The 15,915-nt window shown below is 61.0% G+C and carries 12 protein-coding genes; 3 read left to right on the top strand and 9 right to left on the bottom strand.

Annotated features, from left to right (window positions below):
- Nucleotides 1-150 precede the first annotated feature (150 nt).
- Entirely contained in the window at nucleotides 151-1,407 is a 1,257-nt protein-coding gene (locus JXQ94_RS00320; RefSeq protein ID WP_421921842.1) for a TetR/AcrR family transcriptional regulator, read from the top strand.
- Nucleotides 1,408-1,471: 64 nt separating this feature from the next.
- On the opposite strand, the gene JXQ94_RS00315 is transcribed toward JXQ94_RS00320, so the two are convergent.
- The 7 genes from JXQ94_RS00315 to JXQ94_RS00285 all read right to left on the bottom strand — a co-directional run bounded on the left by JXQ94_RS00315 (nucleotide 1,472) and on the right by JXQ94_RS00285 (nucleotide 11,273).
- A complete protein-coding gene (locus tag JXQ94_RS00315) occupies nucleotides 1,472-4,408 on the bottom strand; it encodes a TonB-dependent receptor plug domain-containing protein (protein ID WP_421921841.1) in 2,937 nt (978 codons plus the stop codon).
- A gap of 121 nt (nucleotides 4,409-4,529) precedes the next feature.
- Nucleotides 4,530-5,822 (bottom strand): MFS transporter, encoded by a 1,293-nt coding sequence (locus JXQ94_RS00310; RefSeq protein WP_421921840.1) that lies wholly within the window; start codon nucleotides 5,820-5,822, stop codon nucleotides 4,530-4,532.
- A 59-nt stretch (nucleotides 5,823-5,881) separates the two neighbouring features.
- Nucleotides 5,882-6,994 carry an acyl-CoA dehydrogenase family protein gene (locus JXQ94_RS00305; RefSeq protein WP_421921839.1) on the bottom strand — a complete coding sequence of 371 codons (1,113 nt, stop codon included), beginning with the start codon at nucleotides 6,992-6,994 and terminating at the stop codon, nucleotides 5,882-5,884.
- A 17-nt stretch (nucleotides 6,995-7,011) separates the two neighbouring features.
- On the bottom strand, nucleotides 7,012-8,220 hold the full coding sequence (locus JXQ94_RS00300; RefSeq protein ID WP_421921838.1) for an acyl-CoA dehydrogenase family protein: 1,209 nt from the start codon (nucleotides 8,218-8,220) through the stop codon (nucleotides 7,012-7,014).
- 2 nt (nucleotides 8,221-8,222) lie between these two features.
- Nucleotides 8,223-8,633 carry a Zn-ribbon domain-containing OB-fold protein gene (locus JXQ94_RS00295; protein ID WP_421921837.1) on the bottom strand — a complete coding sequence of 137 codons (411 nt, stop codon included), beginning with the start codon at nucleotides 8,631-8,633 and terminating at the stop codon, nucleotides 8,223-8,225.
- The gene (locus JXQ94_RS00290) at nucleotides 8,630-9,787 is read right to left on the bottom strand and encodes a thiolase domain-containing protein (protein WP_421921836.1); all 1,158 of its coding nucleotides are present in this window, start codon (nucleotides 9,785-9,787) and stop codon (nucleotides 8,630-8,632) included. The genes JXQ94_RS00295 and JXQ94_RS00290 overlap by 4 nt, the downstream gene beginning before the upstream one ends.
- A 25-nt stretch (nucleotides 9,788-9,812) precedes the next feature.
- The gene (locus JXQ94_RS00285; RefSeq protein WP_421921835.1) at nucleotides 9,813-11,273 is read right to left on the bottom strand and encodes an MFS transporter; all 1,461 of its coding nucleotides are present in this window, start codon (nucleotides 11,271-11,273) and stop codon (nucleotides 9,813-9,815) included.
- Nucleotides 11,274-11,696: 423 nt separating this feature from the next.
- Between JXQ94_RS00285 and JXQ94_RS00280 the strand changes: the two genes are divergently transcribed.
- Both JXQ94_RS00280 and JXQ94_RS00275 read left to right on the top strand, forming a co-directional pair.
- Nucleotides 11,697-12,869, top strand: coding sequence for an acetyl-CoA C-acyltransferase (locus JXQ94_RS00280; protein ID WP_421921834.1), 1,173 nt, complete (start codon nucleotides 11,697-11,699; stop codon nucleotides 12,867-12,869).
- A gap of 4 nt (nucleotides 12,870-12,873) precedes the next feature.
- On the top strand, nucleotides 12,874-13,443 hold the full coding sequence (locus JXQ94_RS00275) for a carboxymuconolactone decarboxylase family protein (protein ID WP_421921833.1): 570 nt from the start codon (nucleotides 12,874-12,876) through the stop codon (nucleotides 13,441-13,443).
- Nucleotides 13,444-13,446: 3 nt separating this feature from the next.
- Here JXQ94_RS00275 and JXQ94_RS00270 read toward each other — a convergent pair whose 3' ends face one another.
- Both JXQ94_RS00270 and proB read right to left on the bottom strand, forming a co-directional pair.
- Entirely contained in the window at nucleotides 13,447-14,364 is a 918-nt protein-coding gene (locus JXQ94_RS00270; RefSeq protein WP_421921832.1) for an acyl-CoA thioesterase, read from the bottom strand.
- Between the two features lie 152 nt (nucleotides 14,365-14,516).
- On the bottom strand, nucleotides 14,517-15,674 hold the full coding sequence (proB, locus tag JXQ94_RS00265; protein WP_421921831.1) for a glutamate 5-kinase: 1,158 nt from the start codon (nucleotides 15,672-15,674) through the stop codon (nucleotides 14,517-14,519).
- Nucleotides 15,675-15,915: the final 241 nt, after the last annotated feature.

Here is a 15,915-nt window from a genome sequence, read left to right as displayed (position 1 = left end):
GATAGAAACGATTTAATCGCAACGCCTTCTACACCAGACGGCAGCTCGGACGAATACATACCGATTTTGCTATCCGGGCAGAGAGGAGTGATTGGCAGAACTGTCGGGCGACTGCGTGACGATATCATCAAACTCTGCTAAGCGAATGATATGAATACGACTCCGAAAACCGAGGACCCGGCGAAGACCCGCCGCTTCCACCAGAAGCGCGAGCGGATTCTCGACGCAGCGGCAACACTGATCAACCGACACGGTGTGCGCGGCATGACATTCGTTGATGTCGCCCAACTGGTCGAGCTCAACACGACCAGCATCACCTACTATTTCAAACGCAAGGAATTGCTCGCCGCGGCGGTTCTTGAGCGGGCCCTCGAACGGATCGAAGCGCTCGTTGAAGAGGCCGCCGCCGAGCCGACCCCGCAAGCGCGGGTCGAGCGCTATATTCGCCTCAATTTTGATCTCCAGGCTCGCATCAATGCGGAGATCGAACGCCCGATTGCGGTGATTTCTGACATACGAGCCCTGAACGAGCCCTTCGGCAGCGAACTGACGACCCGCTATGTCCAGGTGTTCCGGAAGCTGCGCACCTTTTTCGAGACGCCAAGAACATCGGAAGAGAAGATTCTCGGCACGATCCGCGCCCACGTACTGGTCCAGAACATGTTCTGGCTTCCTGCCTGGTTGTCACAATACTCGACCGGCGATTATGACCGCATTATCCACCGGATGATCGAGATTTTCGAGCACGGCATCGCTCGTGAAGGCGCTGGCTGGACCCCGGAACTCCTGCCGATAGACGAGTCGGAACTGAAGGTCGGAATTGAAGGCATGCCGGGCAATTTCGCGCGTGCCGCTACCTTCCTGATCAATGAGCGCGGCTATCGCGGCGCCTCGGTCGAACAGATTGCCTCGGAACTCAACGTCACCAAGGGCAGCTTCTACCACCACCTGGAAGCCAAGGATGAATTGGTGCTGGAATGCTTCCGTCGCTCCTATGGACGGGTCTCACTGGTGCAGCGCGCAGCCACCAAGGCCGGCGGCAATCAATGGCAGCAATTGTCATCCTCCATGGCCACTCTGCTGAATGTCCAGCTTTTCAGCGAGTTCCCGCTTCTTCGCACGACAGCACTCCAGGCCCTGCCGACCGATTTGCGCAATGATGTGCTGGATCGCTCAAACCGCATGGCACGCCGCTTCGCCGGCATGATGATTGACGGCATTACGGAGGGCTCGGTGCGCTCCGTTGACCCGCTGGTCGCCAGCCAGGCCATTATGGGTGCGCTGAACTCGGCCTATGACCTGCGTGACTGGATCAAGGGCATCGATCCGGATGCCGCCTTCGCCTATTACGCATCGACCCTGGCCTACGGCCTGTTCTCGCCGCCGCCCAAGCCCTTCAAGGGCTAGGCGGAGACACGAAAAAGGGCCCCGACCTCTCGGTCGGGGCCCTCTTCTTGTTGGTCCGTCCCGATCAGAATTCGGTATTGAAACCAACCCGGATGATCCGGCCGACAGGATTGCCGGTGAAGGGATCATAATTGTAGTCTTGGCGGGCGAAGCTCGGATCTTCATCGGTCAGGTTGATGGCCGTGAACGAGAAGGTCGATGCGTCTCCGACATGATAGAGAAGGTTGAAATCGGTCGTCAGCTGACTGTCGATCGTGGCCCCCTGCATCAGCACCGGATTGCCCGCAATGTACGGATTCGGAGCGAACGGCCCCGTACCCAGATCGGCACGCTGGTCACGATAGCTGTCCGAATAGGTAAAGGTCAGGCGGGTATCGATATTCCCGACCGTATACTCCAGGAATCCACGGCCCTTCCAGGCCGGCACCGGATAAGCGGTGGTCTGGAAGTTCATGAAGCCAACGCCGTCGAAGCCCTCCTGGACGACGACACCCTCGACAACTTCGTCGCCAAGCTCATTGCCGAGCATGTAGGTGGCCGTGAGGCCGGCATTGAGCGATCCGCCCAGAACATCGCCAAAATCATAGTTCATGATGAAGTCGATACCGGAGCTGGTAAGATCACCGCCATTGACGACCTGGGTCCGGACACGAGCGATATTCGCCGCCGCGCAGGTCCCGGCGCCGGCAACGCCGCCACCATCATTGAACTGGAACCGCTCCCGGAGACCATCGAAGGCCGGGTTGGTACAGTTCGTCGGATCCGCAAACAGGGTTGCGACCATGCCCGAGAGAGGCTCCGTGCTGATCGTGTCCTGAATATCGTATCGGAAATAGTCGACACTGGCCGTGAAGTTATCGGTCGCGAACAAGGCGCCGATTGAGTAGTTCGTCGCCGATTCCGGCGCCAGGGCCGGATTGCCGAACACGTCCACAGGGCGGAAACTTGAGGCGATCACCTGCAGCGAGGTCACATTGCTGTTGACCGTTTGCTGTGGCGGTGGGCCGCGGAAGGTGGTGCCGACAGATCCGCGCAAGGCGAAACCATCGGAAATCTGCCAGCGCGCCGTAACCTTCGGGTCGAAAGTTGAGCCCGTCTGGCCACCATAATCCTCAAACCGAGCCGCAAGCTGGACATTGAAGTCATCCGTAACCGGCAGCTGCAACTCACCGAACAGGGCATAGACATCCCCGTCAGCATCGCCATTGGCATTCGAGCCGAGGAAGGCCCAGGCACCAGTTTGCGGATCACACGTTGTGTTTCCGGTTACAGGCGTATCGCGGCAGGGATTGACGGCAATATTGTTATTGTCGCCATACACGGCCGAGTAGGTTTCCCGGCGATACTGACCACCGAAGCCATACAGGACTTGCCCACCGGCCAACTCCCATCCGGTCTCACCGCTGATCGTACCCTCGGCAACGAAGAGTTCGGTCTCGAGCGTGGTCGAACCCCGCACGAAGAACCAGTTGATCAGCTCTGCGCTGTTCTGGTTGGGCTCGGATCCGGGTCGCTCCACACCGGTGACGGCGTTGGCCGTCGCCTGGTTGCCGAACGGATTGTAGAACTGACACCCGCCAACGCCGGCAGTCCCGGTCGCCAGGTTACAATTCGGGCCACCCAGACCGTTCAGCGCCAGCTGAACGCGGTCCCCAAAGCTGTCGTAACCGTCGTAATAGCGCTCATACCGGTGATAGGTGACATTGAAGTCAAAGGACGTCGTGTCATTCAGCTCACCATTGAGCCCGGTCGAGATCCGGAAGCTTTCATTTTCGCGAATACCCGTGGCCGAGCCCAGATTGTCGGGGCTTCCGGCGAAGGCCGGATTACCGCCTGCGAGGAGCGGTCGGAACAACAGGGTCGGGAAGAGCACGGCAAGCGTACCGGCAGGAACGATCCCGGGGTTCTCGGCAACCATTTGCTGGAAGCCGGGGTTCGCAGCCGACACAACAAAGCCGCTGGGAGATCCACCCACGCCTGCTGTCGGTGCCTGGGTCAGGAGATAGGTCGGCGAGGTCCGGTAGTGCGGTACCTCGTCATGCCCGTAGAGAAGGCTCATCTCCCACTCGACAGTGTCGGTGAGATCCACAGCCAGCTCCGTCCAGATCTGGTAGCGGTCCTCTTCTTCGACGAGGGCGTCGAAGCCGGTATATTGGGTCCGGCACCATCCGATCGCCGTGACATAACCACCGAGCGCGGCGCAATCAGGGTCGGCGCGCAGGCCGCCGATCGGACCGAAACCGGACGGCGTTATGCCGAGCGGCAGGAAGGTCGCCGGGTTACCGCCGCCCGTCCAGCCACCTTCCGGGTTCGATTCAAAGTCCTGAACCGCGAAGTCACGATCCCGGGCAAGAAGCTCCGAACGGTGCTGATAGCCAGCGGCGACAACAAGGCTGAAATTGTCGCCCTGATGTCCAAAACTGCCTTGCAGGGTATAATCGCCGTCCGTGTCGGAAATGAAGGAGTAGTCTCCCCCGAAGCGGAATCCATCCTGGTCAGACCGGGTGATGAAGTTGACCACCCCCCCGATCGCGTCAGATCCATAGATCGCCGCGGCGCCATCCTTGAGAATCTCGATCCGGCCAATTGCCGCAGCGGGCAGAAGGTTGAGATCGACGAATGGGACCCCCGTCCCGGCCGGCACAAGGCGACGATTGTTCAGCAAGACCAGTGTCCGTTGCGGGCTCAAGCCACGCAGGTTGACGGACGCCATGCCTTCGGTGGCTTGCGACCGGCTGTCGAACTGGTTGGTATCGCCAATAACACCACTGGAAACCGGAAGAGCCTTGATCAGCTCAACCGGCGACGGATTGCCCAGACGGGCAAGTTCTTCGGCAGACAGGACGTCGACAGGTAGCGCCGCATCCTCCGGAGTGCCGCGGATCGCGGAACCTGTAACGATGATCACATCGTCTTGCGCCTGCACCGTCGCAGACAGACCTGCCATCATCGCAAGTGCCGTCAACGCGCTGCTCGTACGCATGAGACCTTTAACAGTCATAATCTCCTCCCAGACTGGTGCGGTTGCCGTATTTTTTTGCATACCGCACATTCGATTAGAGCAATCGCATTTTTACAAGTCAAGGATATAGAGAACGTTTCACGAGCTATATTAGGCGAATTCAACGCTGCACTGCATCATGAGTCTCGGCGCCCAGATGACGCGGCTCACGTACTGCGGCAACTAGAACGAACAAGCTGGCAATCAGACTGACCAGCGAAATCACGAAAACCGGAAGCAGGCCGGCGACGCTGGCTATCACCCCGCCGAGAACCGGGCCGACCGTCGCCATGCTCGTTTCAACCGTCGTCGAAAGCGCCAGTCGCATCGGGATGTCGTCCCGATTGCCGAACTCCAGCACCAGAGTGGTGGAACTCATCATATAGCCGGATGCCGCCGCCCCAAGCCCGAAGAAGGCCAGCAGGAAATGCCAGGTTTCCTGGGCGAAAATCATGCCGAAAAGGGACAGCGCCCAGGTCGCGACCGTGAGGATGAAGACGAGCCGGAATCCATAACGATCCCCCAACGTGCCCCAGAGCAGGTTGGTAACCGTATCGGCACCGAGAAAGGCCAGCGAGAGCAGGCCGATTATTGCTCCGTCAATTTCCAACTTGCGGCCCGCATAGATGATGCAGAAGGGGATGACGATCCGCCCGGCGGTGGCCAGCATCTGGGCGATCAGGAAATTGCGGTAGTCGCGGTCGACCAGCAATTGCGGGAATTCGCGCACGCGCGCCATCACGCCCATCTGGAGTTTCACCGTCGGACTCTCCGGCTCTCGCAGGAAAAGCCAAAGCGCGCCCAGACCCAGACTCGTCAGAACAAAGGCGACCATGAAGGTCGTCGCATATCCATTGCCCAACGCATTGGTCTCGATGAGATGCACTCCCGCCCACCAGGACAGCGCCGCGGCGATCGCACCACCGGCGATATTTCGCCAGGCCTGCAATCGCCCGCGCATGCGGATCGGGATCACCTTCGACAAGAGCACCTGGAAGGCGACCCGTTGCGAGCCCAGGAAGAAGCCAAAGAAGAGCAGAAAGGCAAAGGTTGCGGCGATCAGGACCGATCCGGTCAGGAACCAGCCAGCTACAGCCAGCCCCAGCAGCTGCAGCCGCATCAGAATGCCGATCGTCATGGCCGCCGGCATCACGCGGCGTCGGTGCTCGATATGGGCAGCCCCCATTACCGGAGAGGCAATCGCGCCGAGTTGAATCAACGCCTGACCAAGACCGACAAAAATGGGTGAGCCTGTCAGCATGTGCAGGTAGGCGGGCACAAAGGTCGGGGCAAAGATCAGGCGAAACCCGGTCATGCCAAGCATGCCGTGGGTAAAGTGGGCGATGTAATTGCGACGCAGATTGCCTTCGACGTAATCGCTATAGGCTTGCTCGCGCCCCTCGGGCGTCGTCACATCCCCCACCGCGCCGGTCACGGCTGGACCAGCGGGCGAAGGCGGTGAGGGCGTTTCCTTCAATAGTCGTTCAATCGGGCAAAGCGCTCGCGATGAAAGGCCCCGTTTCCATACTGGGCCTCGAGAATGCGGGCCCGTTTGAGATAGAAACCGGAACTATGCTCGTCCGTCATCCCGATCCCGCCATGCAGCTGGATCAGCTCACGCGAAACGAGGTTCAGGGTCTGACAGGCGGTCGCCTTTGCCAGGGAGACACGGGTCGGGATGTCATCCCGCCCGGCATCGATCGCTTCCAGCGCCCCCTCAACGACGGACCGCATCAACTCGATCTCGGTGAAGAGACTGGCCATGCGGTGCTGCAGAGCCTGGAAGCGCGACAGGATTTCACCGAATTGGGAGCGGGTCTTGAGATAGTCCAGCGTGTCCTCGAATGACTGCACGGCAAGACCCAGCATTTCCGCTGCAACGCCGGCCCGGGCCCGGTCGAGCACAGCGTCGAGCAGCGCCTCGCCACCGGATTCAAGCCGGGCACTCGCGGGCAGGGCAACCTGATCCAGCGTGATCGCCGCGTGGGAGCGAAAATCGACCAGCTTGCGGGTCGAGACCGTGACACCGGAGGCATTGGCCGGCACCAGGAAGAGACCGACACCGCCTTCATAGTGCGCTGCCACGATCAGCAGGTTGGCCGCATCGCCCTCGGCGACGAAACACTTCTCCCCGCTCAGCATCCAGCCATCACCGGCCTGCTCGGCGCGGGCCCTGATCTGGTCCGGCGCGTGTCGGGGACCTTCATCCACGGCCAGGGCGGCGATCGTCTCACCGCTGGCCATCCCGGGCAGCCAGGCTGCTTTCTGATCGTCGGAGCCACCCAGAAGCAGCGCACTCGTTGCCGCGAGTGAGGAGGCATTGAGCGGGCTAGCCGTCAGCGTGCGCGCACATTCCTCGAGTACAAGGCCGAGGCTGAGATAACCGAAATCCGAGCCACCATAGGCTTCCGGGATGATCACTCCGGTCCAGCCCATTTCCGCCATCTTGGCAAATGCCTGCGGGTCAAAACCGATCGCATCGGCGGTGTCGCGAACCTTCCGGTAGGCCTTGACCGGCGACTCCTTGCGAGCCCAGTCTCGTGCCATGTCGCGCAGCATTGTCTGTTCTTCGTTCAAAACGGCCATAGCGTTTGCTCCCGGTCCTACTGATGGTCCAGCATCCCGAGGATGCGCTTGGCGATGACATTGTTCTGGATTTCCGTCGTGCCGCCATAAATCGACACCGCCTTGCCGAAGAGCCAGCCACGAGTGGAGCCCAGCTCGAGCGGGTGGAAACCATCGCCCTCCCAGCCCAATCCCTGCATGCCCATGATTTCCAGCGTCAGCTCAGCGCGCTCCTGGGTGATGCGGGCGCCGACATTCTTCAGAATGGATGACGCCAGCGAAACCTCTCCGCTCTTGGCTTCCGCCGTCACCCGGCGCGCGGTCGCCTGGAAAGCCCGCGCCTCCATGTCGTGCTTGATGATGCGGCTGCGCAGATCGCTGTCAGCGATCCGGCCCTGATCGTCCACACCGACATACTTCTTGGCAATATCGGCCAATGAGGGACCCGCGCCGCGGCCCATCCGGCCACCGCCGGAGAGATTGGTGCGTTCGTGCTGGAGCAATCGCTTGCCGATCGTCCAGCCATTGCCGATCTCGCCGACGATCTGGTCCTTGGGCACTTTCACATCAGTGAAGAAGGTCTCGCAAAAGGGCGAGGCGCCGGAAATCATCTGGATCGGCTTCACCTCGACACCCGGCGACTTCATGTCGAGAAGGATGAAGGAGATGCCCTCATGCTTCTTGGTGCTGTCGGTACGCACCAGGGCAAAGCACCAGTCGGCCCACTGCCCACCCGACGTCCAGGTCTTCTGGCCATTGATCAGCCAGTGATCACCCTTGTCCTCACACTTGGTCTGCAAGCTGGCGAGGTCGGAGCCGGCGCCCGGCTCGGAATAGCCCTGACACCAGCGGATCTCGCCGCGGCAGATCGGCGGGATGTAACGCTGCTTTTGTTCCTCGGAGGCGAATTCCAGAAGGGTCGGCCCGAGCATCATCACGCCCAAGCCACCGATGGGGTTCCAGGCATTGACCTTGGCCATCTCGTCCTGGAGGATTCGCGCCTGCTTGGAATCGAGACCGCCCCCACCATAGGCTTTCGGCCATGTCGGCGTGCCCCACCCCTTCTCTCCCATGGCCTTCTTCCAGGCCGCGACTTCCGGGTCCGGATCCGAATCCCCCTCAATGACGGCAAGGAGGTTTTCCTTGCCGACCAGGGACTGAGCGAAATTGTCCGCGAGCCAGGCCGCGGCCTCGGCGCGGAACTCTTCCGCCTTGGCCTCCGGCGCCGTGATATCGGTTGTCGCCATGATCAATCTCCACTTGGGGTGAAAAAGGGCAGGGATGGACCGTCCCCAACGGTATCGGCATCGCTGGCTTGGGGCGCCAGGCGCACACGCTGGCCAATAGCCAGGGCATCCAGATCATCCGCGACCAAATTGGTCATCAGGGCGGGCCCCTCGTCGAGCGTCACATAAGCCACGGCGAAGGGCGCCCCCTCGCCGCGCCGCATGATCGACAGGCTGTAGATTTCGCCGCAACCGGCACTCTCCAGCCAGCGCGTTTTCTCCGACCCGCAGTGCGGACACATGTGACGCGGATAGTAGTGAGGCTTGCCACAGGATTCACACGTCTTGATGCGAAGCACGCCCTCGCCGAGACCAGCCCAGAAGGCTTCCGTCTCCGGATTGGGCTGTGGGGCCAGAAGCTTGCGGGGACTCATGACTGACGCTCCAGGATAATGGTGGCGGCGCCGTGGCGCGCTCCGAGGGAACCGCCAATCCCCGTTGCGACAGCCAGATCGCAATTGGGCACCTGAACCGCCGGCGCCGCCTCACCGCGCAATTGGCGGACAGCCTCGATCACCTTGGTGATGCCGCCGCGAAACATCGGGTGATTGTTGCACAGACCGCCACCATCCGTGTTGAAGGGCAGCTTGCCGACACCCGAGATCAGATTGCCATCGGCGACAAACTTGCCGCCTTCGCCCTTGGCGCAGAAGCCCAAATCTTCAAGCTGAAGCAGAACGGTGATGGTGAAACTGTCATAGATCGAGGCGTATTTGATATCGGCCGGCGTTACGCCTGCCTCTTCAAAAGCGCGCGGGCCGGATTGCGCCGCCGCCGAAGTGGTCAGATCGAGCGCCAGGCCACCGGATGGTCCCTTGGTCGCCTCACCGGCCCCCAGAAGCGAGATCACCGGCCGATCGAGCGTCCTCGCGATCTCCGGAGAGACGACGACCAGAGCGCCGCCGCCATCCGTCGTCACACAGCAATCGAGCCGGTGCAGAGGGTCAGCGATCATCGGGCTGTTCACGACATCCTCGACCGTCACCACTTTGGGCAGCATGGCGTGGGGATTGTGCTGGGCATGGTGCGAGGCCGCGACCTTGATCCAGGCGAGCTGCTCCGACGTGGTGCCAAACTCATGCATGTGACGGGCCGCACACATGCCGTAACTGGTGTGGTTGGTCAGGCCGACCCATTGTTCGAACGCACTCTCCGGCGCACCGGGGCGGAAGCGTTGCACGGCCTCGGAGCGCGGCCGGCCGGCCAAGGTGATCAGGGCGACGGAACACTTGCCCATGGCGATCGCCTGGGCGGCATGCGCGACGTGCTGGATATAGGTGCAGCCTCCCATCTCGGTCGAGTCCGTGTGGCGCACGGTCAGGCCGAGATAGTCGATCATCGAGATCGGCCCGAAGCCGGGCGCATCGGTTGCACAGAAATACCCATCAACGTCGGTCACCGAGAGGCCGGCATCAGCCAACGCCCCGGCGGCGCATTCCGCATGTAGCTGCGGCGTGGTCATGTCCGGCGCAAGTCGGGTGGGATGTTCGAATGCACCGGCAATGCAGGCGGCGTTACGCAGGCTCATACGACCTCCAGCCATTTTCGACAGCTCATGGGGCCGGCCTCTTGGCATCATCACGCGCCTTGAGCGCTGCAAGATTGGCCTCATGACTGGCGCGATCAATCCGGTAGAAATGGAGGAAGAGCGCGCCGGCGATATACAGGACGGCGATGCTGGGAATATAGAGCGTCGCCAGCAAGTCGACCGAAGCCGGGTCGACCTCACCCGGTTGGGCGCGCTCTGGAAGATCAACGATCGTCAACAGGACGCCCGCGGCCATCAGGCCGAAGCCGGTAACGCACTTCTGCATGAAGCTGTTGGCCGCATAAAACAGCCCCTCGGCCCGCCGCCCGGTCTTGAGCGCGCTCGCATCGATCACGTCGCCGATCATGGCATGAACCAGAATGGCGGAGGAAATTGCGCACGCCGAGTACAAGGCGAGAATGCCGAACAAGGTGGGAAGAACACGCGGATCATCGTCGGCATAGAACAGGCCGTTCAGCCTCAGGATGAACGGTAACGTCCCCAGAAAGATGGCAGCAATCGCCAGCCAGAACGCCGCATTCCGCTTGCCCAGTCGCTTGGCGATGATCGGGGCGAAGATCAACGCCAGGACAGCCCCCACCAATGGCTCGGCGGACATGATCGCCATCTCGATATTGTCGAAACCCCAGAACAGGGTCCCGAAATAGAGACTTAGAGCTGCCGCCATGCCGATCGCGGTATATTTGAGAAGCCCAAACCCGAGAATTGCGAGAAACGCCTTGTTGCTGAAAGTCCGCCGCATCAGCATGAATGTTTCCAGTGGATTCCGGCGCTGGGGTGGCGGAAGCTTCCGGAGATATTTGATGCGGTGATGGGTCCCTGCGGTCGAGATCATGACCGTGCCAAACATCAACAGCGAGCCGACAAGTCCAAACGTCCAGTACCCCACCGGATTGAGCTGACCGATTGGGTATTCGGCGGTTGGCGCCAGAAAGACCGCGAGGGCCAGGATCGACATCCCGTATCCACCGAGATAGCCGAAGAAATAGCGATAGCTTGCGATCGAGGTGCGGTCGTCATAGTCACTCGACAGTTCAGGCGCGAGCGCTGAGCTGGGGATTTCGTAGAATGTGATGCAGGTCCGGACGGCCGAAGACAGGATAGCCAGATAGGCGAACAGGCCCCAACCGCCCAGCGCCTCGGGCGGATGCCAGAGGAAGAAAAACGACGCCGCTGCGGGAATTGCCGACAAGTACATGAGCGGGTGCCGACGGCCCCATTTCGTTCTCAAACTGTCCGAAAACTGCCCGACGAGCGGGTCGGAAACAGCGTCGAAAACGAGCGCGACCAAGATGGCGAGCGACACCATCGCCGCGTCAGCGCCGATGACGTAATTATAATACCACAGCAGATAGGCGCGAAAGGCGACGTCCTTGACGCCGTAGGCCATCGACCCCACGCCGTACAGCAACTTGGTGATGTACTTTATCGGTGGCGCCGAAATGGGCGTCGCAACTTCGGTCATTCATCCTCCCTCCGGGCGCGTCGTTTCGACGTCTGCCCCATGCCACCCATAATGCCAGAACTGTCTCGCCCTGCAGCGGAGGCAGTTCGTTTTTCATGCGCGCGGTATGAGCATACTTATTTTTTGAAAAGCAACAAGCATCAGAAATAATAGACGCTTAGTGGGGCCTGACATGGTGAAAGTCGGCGAGACTGACCAAATTTGAGAACCTGGTCCGGTTTTCTCTTGCCCTGCACCAGTGCAGGCGACTAGAACTCCATCACAATCCGTTGGCGCAGAGGAGACAATGGGCGCAGACAAGCCGTCATTTGCAGGCAGGGACCCCAACAAGCCGGGTCTTCGAAGCTGACAAGGCCGCGCGCCCAAATCTCATCGCCACACCCTCTCCGAACGCTCCATTTCCGCAATGAAAGAGATCCCATCATGCGTGATGCTGTCATCGTTTCCACCGCCCGCACCCCGATCGGCAAGGCCTATCGCGGCGCTTTCAATGCCACGCCCTCGCCGACACTGTGCGGCCACGCAATCCAGTCGGCCGTCGAGCGCTCCAAGGTTGACCCGGCCGAAATCCAGGACGTGATCGTCGGCGCCGCCCTGCAGCAGGGCGTGCAGCACACGATCGGCCGCACAGCCGCCCTGCGCGCCGGGCTTCCGGTCACCGTCGCCGGCCAGTCGATGGATCGCCAGTGCTCTTCCGGCCTGATGACGATCGCCACGGCCGCCAAACAGGTCATCGTTGACCGTATGGATGTGGTCGTTGCCGGTGGCGTCGAGTCGATCTCCATGGTCCAGACCAAGGAGATGCGCGTCCAGCCAGACCCGGAACTCCTGGCCATGCACAAGGACATCTACATGCCCATGCTGCAGACTGCCGAGATCGTGGCCACGCGCTACGGCATCTCGCGTGAGCGCATGGACGAGTACGGCCTGCAATCCCAGCAGCGCACCGCCGCCGCCCAGGCTGCCGGCAAGTTCGACGATGAGATCGTGCCGATGAAGTCGACCAAGATCGTCGTCGACAAGGCCACCGGCGAAACCTCCCAGCAGGACGTCTTCCTCGAAAAGGATGAAGGCAATCGGCCGGGGACCGAGCTGGCCGGCCTTCAGGGCCTTAATGCGGTCATCGAAGGCGGCACCATCACCGCCGGCAATGCTTCACAGCTCTCCGATGGGGCCTCAGCCTGCGTTGTCATGGAAGCCGAACTGGCGGCGAAGCGCGGTCTCGATCCGCTCGGCCGCTACATGGGCATGGCCGTTGGCGGCACCGAGCCGGACGAAATGGGCATCGGCCCGGTCGTGGCCGTGCCGAAACTGCTCGAGCGCTTCGGTCTCAAGGTCGATGATATCGGCCTGTGGGAACTGAATGAGGCCTTCGCCGTCCAGGTTCTCTACTGCGCTGACAAGCTGGGCATCCCCGCCGACAAGTTGAACGTCAATGGCGGCGCCATTTCGATCGGCCACCCCTATGGCATGTCCGGTGCCCGCATGGTTGGGCACGCCCTGATCGAAGGCAAGCGCCAGGGCGCCAAATACGTCGTCGTCACCATGTGCGTTGGCGGTGGCATGGGTGCCGCCGGCCTGTTCGAGGTTCTGTAGCCCGATGCGATTGAGCGCCCCGCGCATCACCCCGGTCGATCTTGATGATCTGACCGAGGATCAGCGCGAGGCGCTCGCGCCATTTATGAAGTCGGGTTGGGTCATAAACATCTTCAAGACCCTTGCCCGGGCCCCCAGGGCCTTGAAGCGATTCAATGTCTGGGCTGGCTATGTAATGTCCGACAGGAATGCCCTCACGCCGCGTGATCGCGAGCTGGTCATTCTGCGCACCGGCTATCTGTGCCGTTCAGGCTATGAGTGGAGCCAGCACGTCACGATCGGCCTGCGCGCAGGCCTCACCGAAGACGAGGTCGAGCGCATCAAGGTGGGCCCTGAAGCCGCGGCCTGGTCAGCACGCGACGTCGCCCTCCTGCAAGCGACAGACGAATTGGTCCGCGATCATTTCATCAGCAACGGCAGTTGGGCAGCGCTCGACTTTCTGAACGAAAAGCAGCGCATGGATATGGTTTTCACCGCGGCCCAATACACGCAGGTCTCGATGATGCTGAACAGTTTCGGCGTCCAGCTCGACAAGGGCCAGACGCTGGACCCGGATCTCGACTGGCGCGACTGATCCCTATTCGTCGCGAACTCGGATCAGGCCTTCCTGGGCGGTTGACGCCACCAGCTTGCCATCGCGGGTGAAGAGCTGGCCACGATTGAAACCGCGACCACCACCCGACCACGGGCTGTCCGTGTCGTAGAGCAGCCAGTCACCCATATCGACATCCTCGTGGAACCAGACTGCGTGATCGAGGCTGGCCGATTGCATCTTGCGGGTCATCCAGCTGATGCCGTGGGGCTGCATACAGGTACTCAGCAGCGCCATGTCCGACGCGAAGGCAAGGATGGCGCGATGCATCACCTGGTTGTCGCTGGCCAGATCGGTGGCGCGGATCCAGATCTGCCGCCGCGGCTCCCGTTTTCGCGGATCAACCGGCGACCAGGGGTCGACCGGACGCATCTCGATCGGCCGCGGCCGGGTCATGAAGCGATAGAAGGGCTCCGGGATCTGATCCTTCATCTTGCGCAGCAGCTCGACCTCCGTCGGGAGTTCGTCCGGCATGGCGACATCGCCCAGATCAACCTGATGGGTCAGGCCCGCTTCCGGGCGCTGGAATGAGGCCGTCATGTTGAGGATGGGCTTTCCGCGCTGCATGGCGATCACGCGGCGATTGGAGAAGCTGCCTCCGTCATAGTCGCGCTCGACGCGATAGATGATGGGAAAGTCCTCATCGCCAGGGCGCATGAAATAGGCGTGAAGCGAGTGGACCTGGCGTCCATCATCGATCGATCCAACGGCCGCGTTGAGTGCCTGGCCGATCACCTGACCACCGAACACCCGGCCCCTGCCGCCCGGATTGCGTCTCCCGCGATAGAGATCAACATCGATCTCCTCCACATCGAGCAGGTGAACCAGGCCCGAGGCCAATTCGGCCGACGTGTAATCCCGGCGCGTCTTCTTTTCGCTTTGCGACGTGTCAGCCCCATCCATGGCGGCATCCTCAGCTCGATCTTCGTGCGTGCAGACAAGTCTGGACCGCGACCGCACAAAATTCCAGCTTCCGGTACGGTGGCAAGCAGAGAAACGCGACGCCCCGGGCCGAGCCAACCCGGCTTCAGCCAGCGATGCCGGTTGGCGACAAGCTAGGACGAGACCAGTCGCAAGGATTTGGTCGGCGCATCCCAGGGCAAGTGCTGCTCATCGAGGATGACCATATTGGCCCGGTTCACGATCTCCGGGCGGGCGTGATAGCCGAGCAACTCCTTGACGTCCTGATCGATGTGGCGGGCCAGCATCATGGTTTCATCCGAGGAGAAATTGGTCAGTCCGCGCGCAACTTCGTCACCGCTCTCGGAATAGATGTGAAGCACATCGCCCTTGGTGAAGGCGCCGTGGATTTTAACGATATCCTCGTGACTGACCCCGCTTGCGCTGGTCGCGAGAGCTTCGGCAGCGAGATCGTTGAGCACAAGACTACCGGCACGCTGCAGCCGGTTGGTGAGCCAGACGGCCCAGGACGAGGCGGGCGTACCCTTTGCCACACATTTTGTGTGTCGGCGCTCACCGGACAGGACGGCCGAGACCGGGCGGTCAATCGTCCCCTTGGCGATCAGAGTCGTGCACCCGGCATTCTGGGCCAGATTGGCAGCCTGGATCTTGGTCAACATGCCGCCCGAGCCGAGCGAGCTCGCGCCGGAGCTGACCTCCAGATATTCAGTGGCATCTTCGATTGTGTCGACGAACTCGGCTTCGGGGTCCGACGGGTCGCGATCATACAGGCCATCAATACTTGTCAGGATGACAAGGTGATCGGCCTGGATCATCTGCGCCACCTTGGCAGCGAGGCGATCATTGTCACCGACGCGGATTTCTTCGGTGGTGACGGTGTCATTCTCGTTCACGATCGGCATGACGTCGCGCTCGAAAAGACGCTGGATCGTATTCTTTGTATTGAGAAAACGGCGACGCTCCTCAAGATCATCGAGCGTGACCAGGATCTGGGCAATGTCGAAACCATGCTCGTGTGCGACTTGTTTGTAGGCGTTGAGCAAGAGTGGTTGACCGCAGGCCGCCGCGGCCTGCTTGTCGAGAACACCCGCCTCTTCCGGCGATGTATTGATGGCATTCAGGCCGAGCGCGACCGCGCCGGACGAGGCCAGGACAACGTCATGCCCGTCGTCCCGCAGACGGGCGATATCCGCCAGCAGCTCATTCATGAAGGCATAGCGGAGGGTCAGCCGGCGATCATTGGCCAGCAGGCTGGACCCGATCTTCACGACGATGCGTTTACGCTGGCTCACACTTATCTCCTGATCGAAACGCCGGGATGGTGCGGCGCAAACTGAGGGGCAAAGTATTTAGTATTCAAAATTTATCAACCCCGAATAGCGCAGCAAGCCGCTTCGGGACACCGCAATGCTGGCCTAGAATGCTTAATCTACTATGCGCAGAAGCCGGCACCGATCCGTTCTTGCGACCGCATATATAATTTGAATTCGAAATTGTTTTTGCTATACACCGCTCCGACAGAGCTCGACCCGC

The sequence above is a fragment of the Maricaulis maris genome, assembly GCF_049116555.1.
GTDB lineage: Bacteria > Pseudomonadota > Alphaproteobacteria > Caulobacterales > Maricaulaceae > Maricaulis > Maricaulis maris_C.
This window is presented reverse-complemented; position numbering and strand designations above follow the sequence as displayed.

What these genes read in the sequence shown, in the direction of transcription:
- JXQ94_RS00320 (WP_421921842.1), top strand. Translation starts at nt 151, where the DNA reads ATGAATACGACTCCGAAAACCGAGGACCCGGCGAAGACCCGCCGCTTC.
- JXQ94_RS00315 (WP_421921841.1), bottom strand. Translation starts at nt 4,408, where the DNA reads ATGACTGTTAAAGGTCTCATGCGTACGAGCAGCGCGTTGACGGCACTT.
- JXQ94_RS00305 (WP_421921839.1), bottom strand. Translation starts at nt 6,994, where the DNA reads ATGGCCGTTTTGAACGAAGAACAGACAATGCTGCGCGACATGGCACGA.
- JXQ94_RS00300 (WP_421921838.1), bottom strand. Translation starts at nt 8,220, where the DNA reads ATGGCGACAACCGATATCACGGCGCCGGAGGCCAAGGCGGAAGAGTTC.
- JXQ94_RS00295 (WP_421921837.1), bottom strand. Translation starts at nt 8,633, where the DNA reads ATGAGTCCCCGCAAGCTTCTGGCCCCACAGCCCAATCCGGAGACGGAA.
- JXQ94_RS00290 (WP_421921836.1), bottom strand. Translation starts at nt 9,787, where the DNA reads ATGAGCCTGCGTAACGCCGCCTGCATTGCCGGTGCATTCGAACATCCC.
- JXQ94_RS00285 (WP_421921835.1), bottom strand. Translation starts at nt 11,273, where the DNA reads ATGACCGAAGTTGCGACGCCCATTTCGGCGCCACCGATAAAGTACATC.
- JXQ94_RS00280 (WP_421921834.1), top strand. Translation starts at nt 11,697, where the DNA reads ATGCGTGATGCTGTCATCGTTTCCACCGCCCGCACCCCGATCGGCAAG.
- JXQ94_RS00275 (WP_421921833.1), top strand. Translation starts at nt 12,874, where the DNA reads ATGCGATTGAGCGCCCCGCGCATCACCCCGGTCGATCTTGATGATCTG.
- JXQ94_RS00270 (WP_421921832.1), bottom strand. Translation starts at nt 14,364, where the DNA reads ATGGATGGGGCTGACACGTCGCAAAGCGAAAAGAAGACGCGCCGGGAT.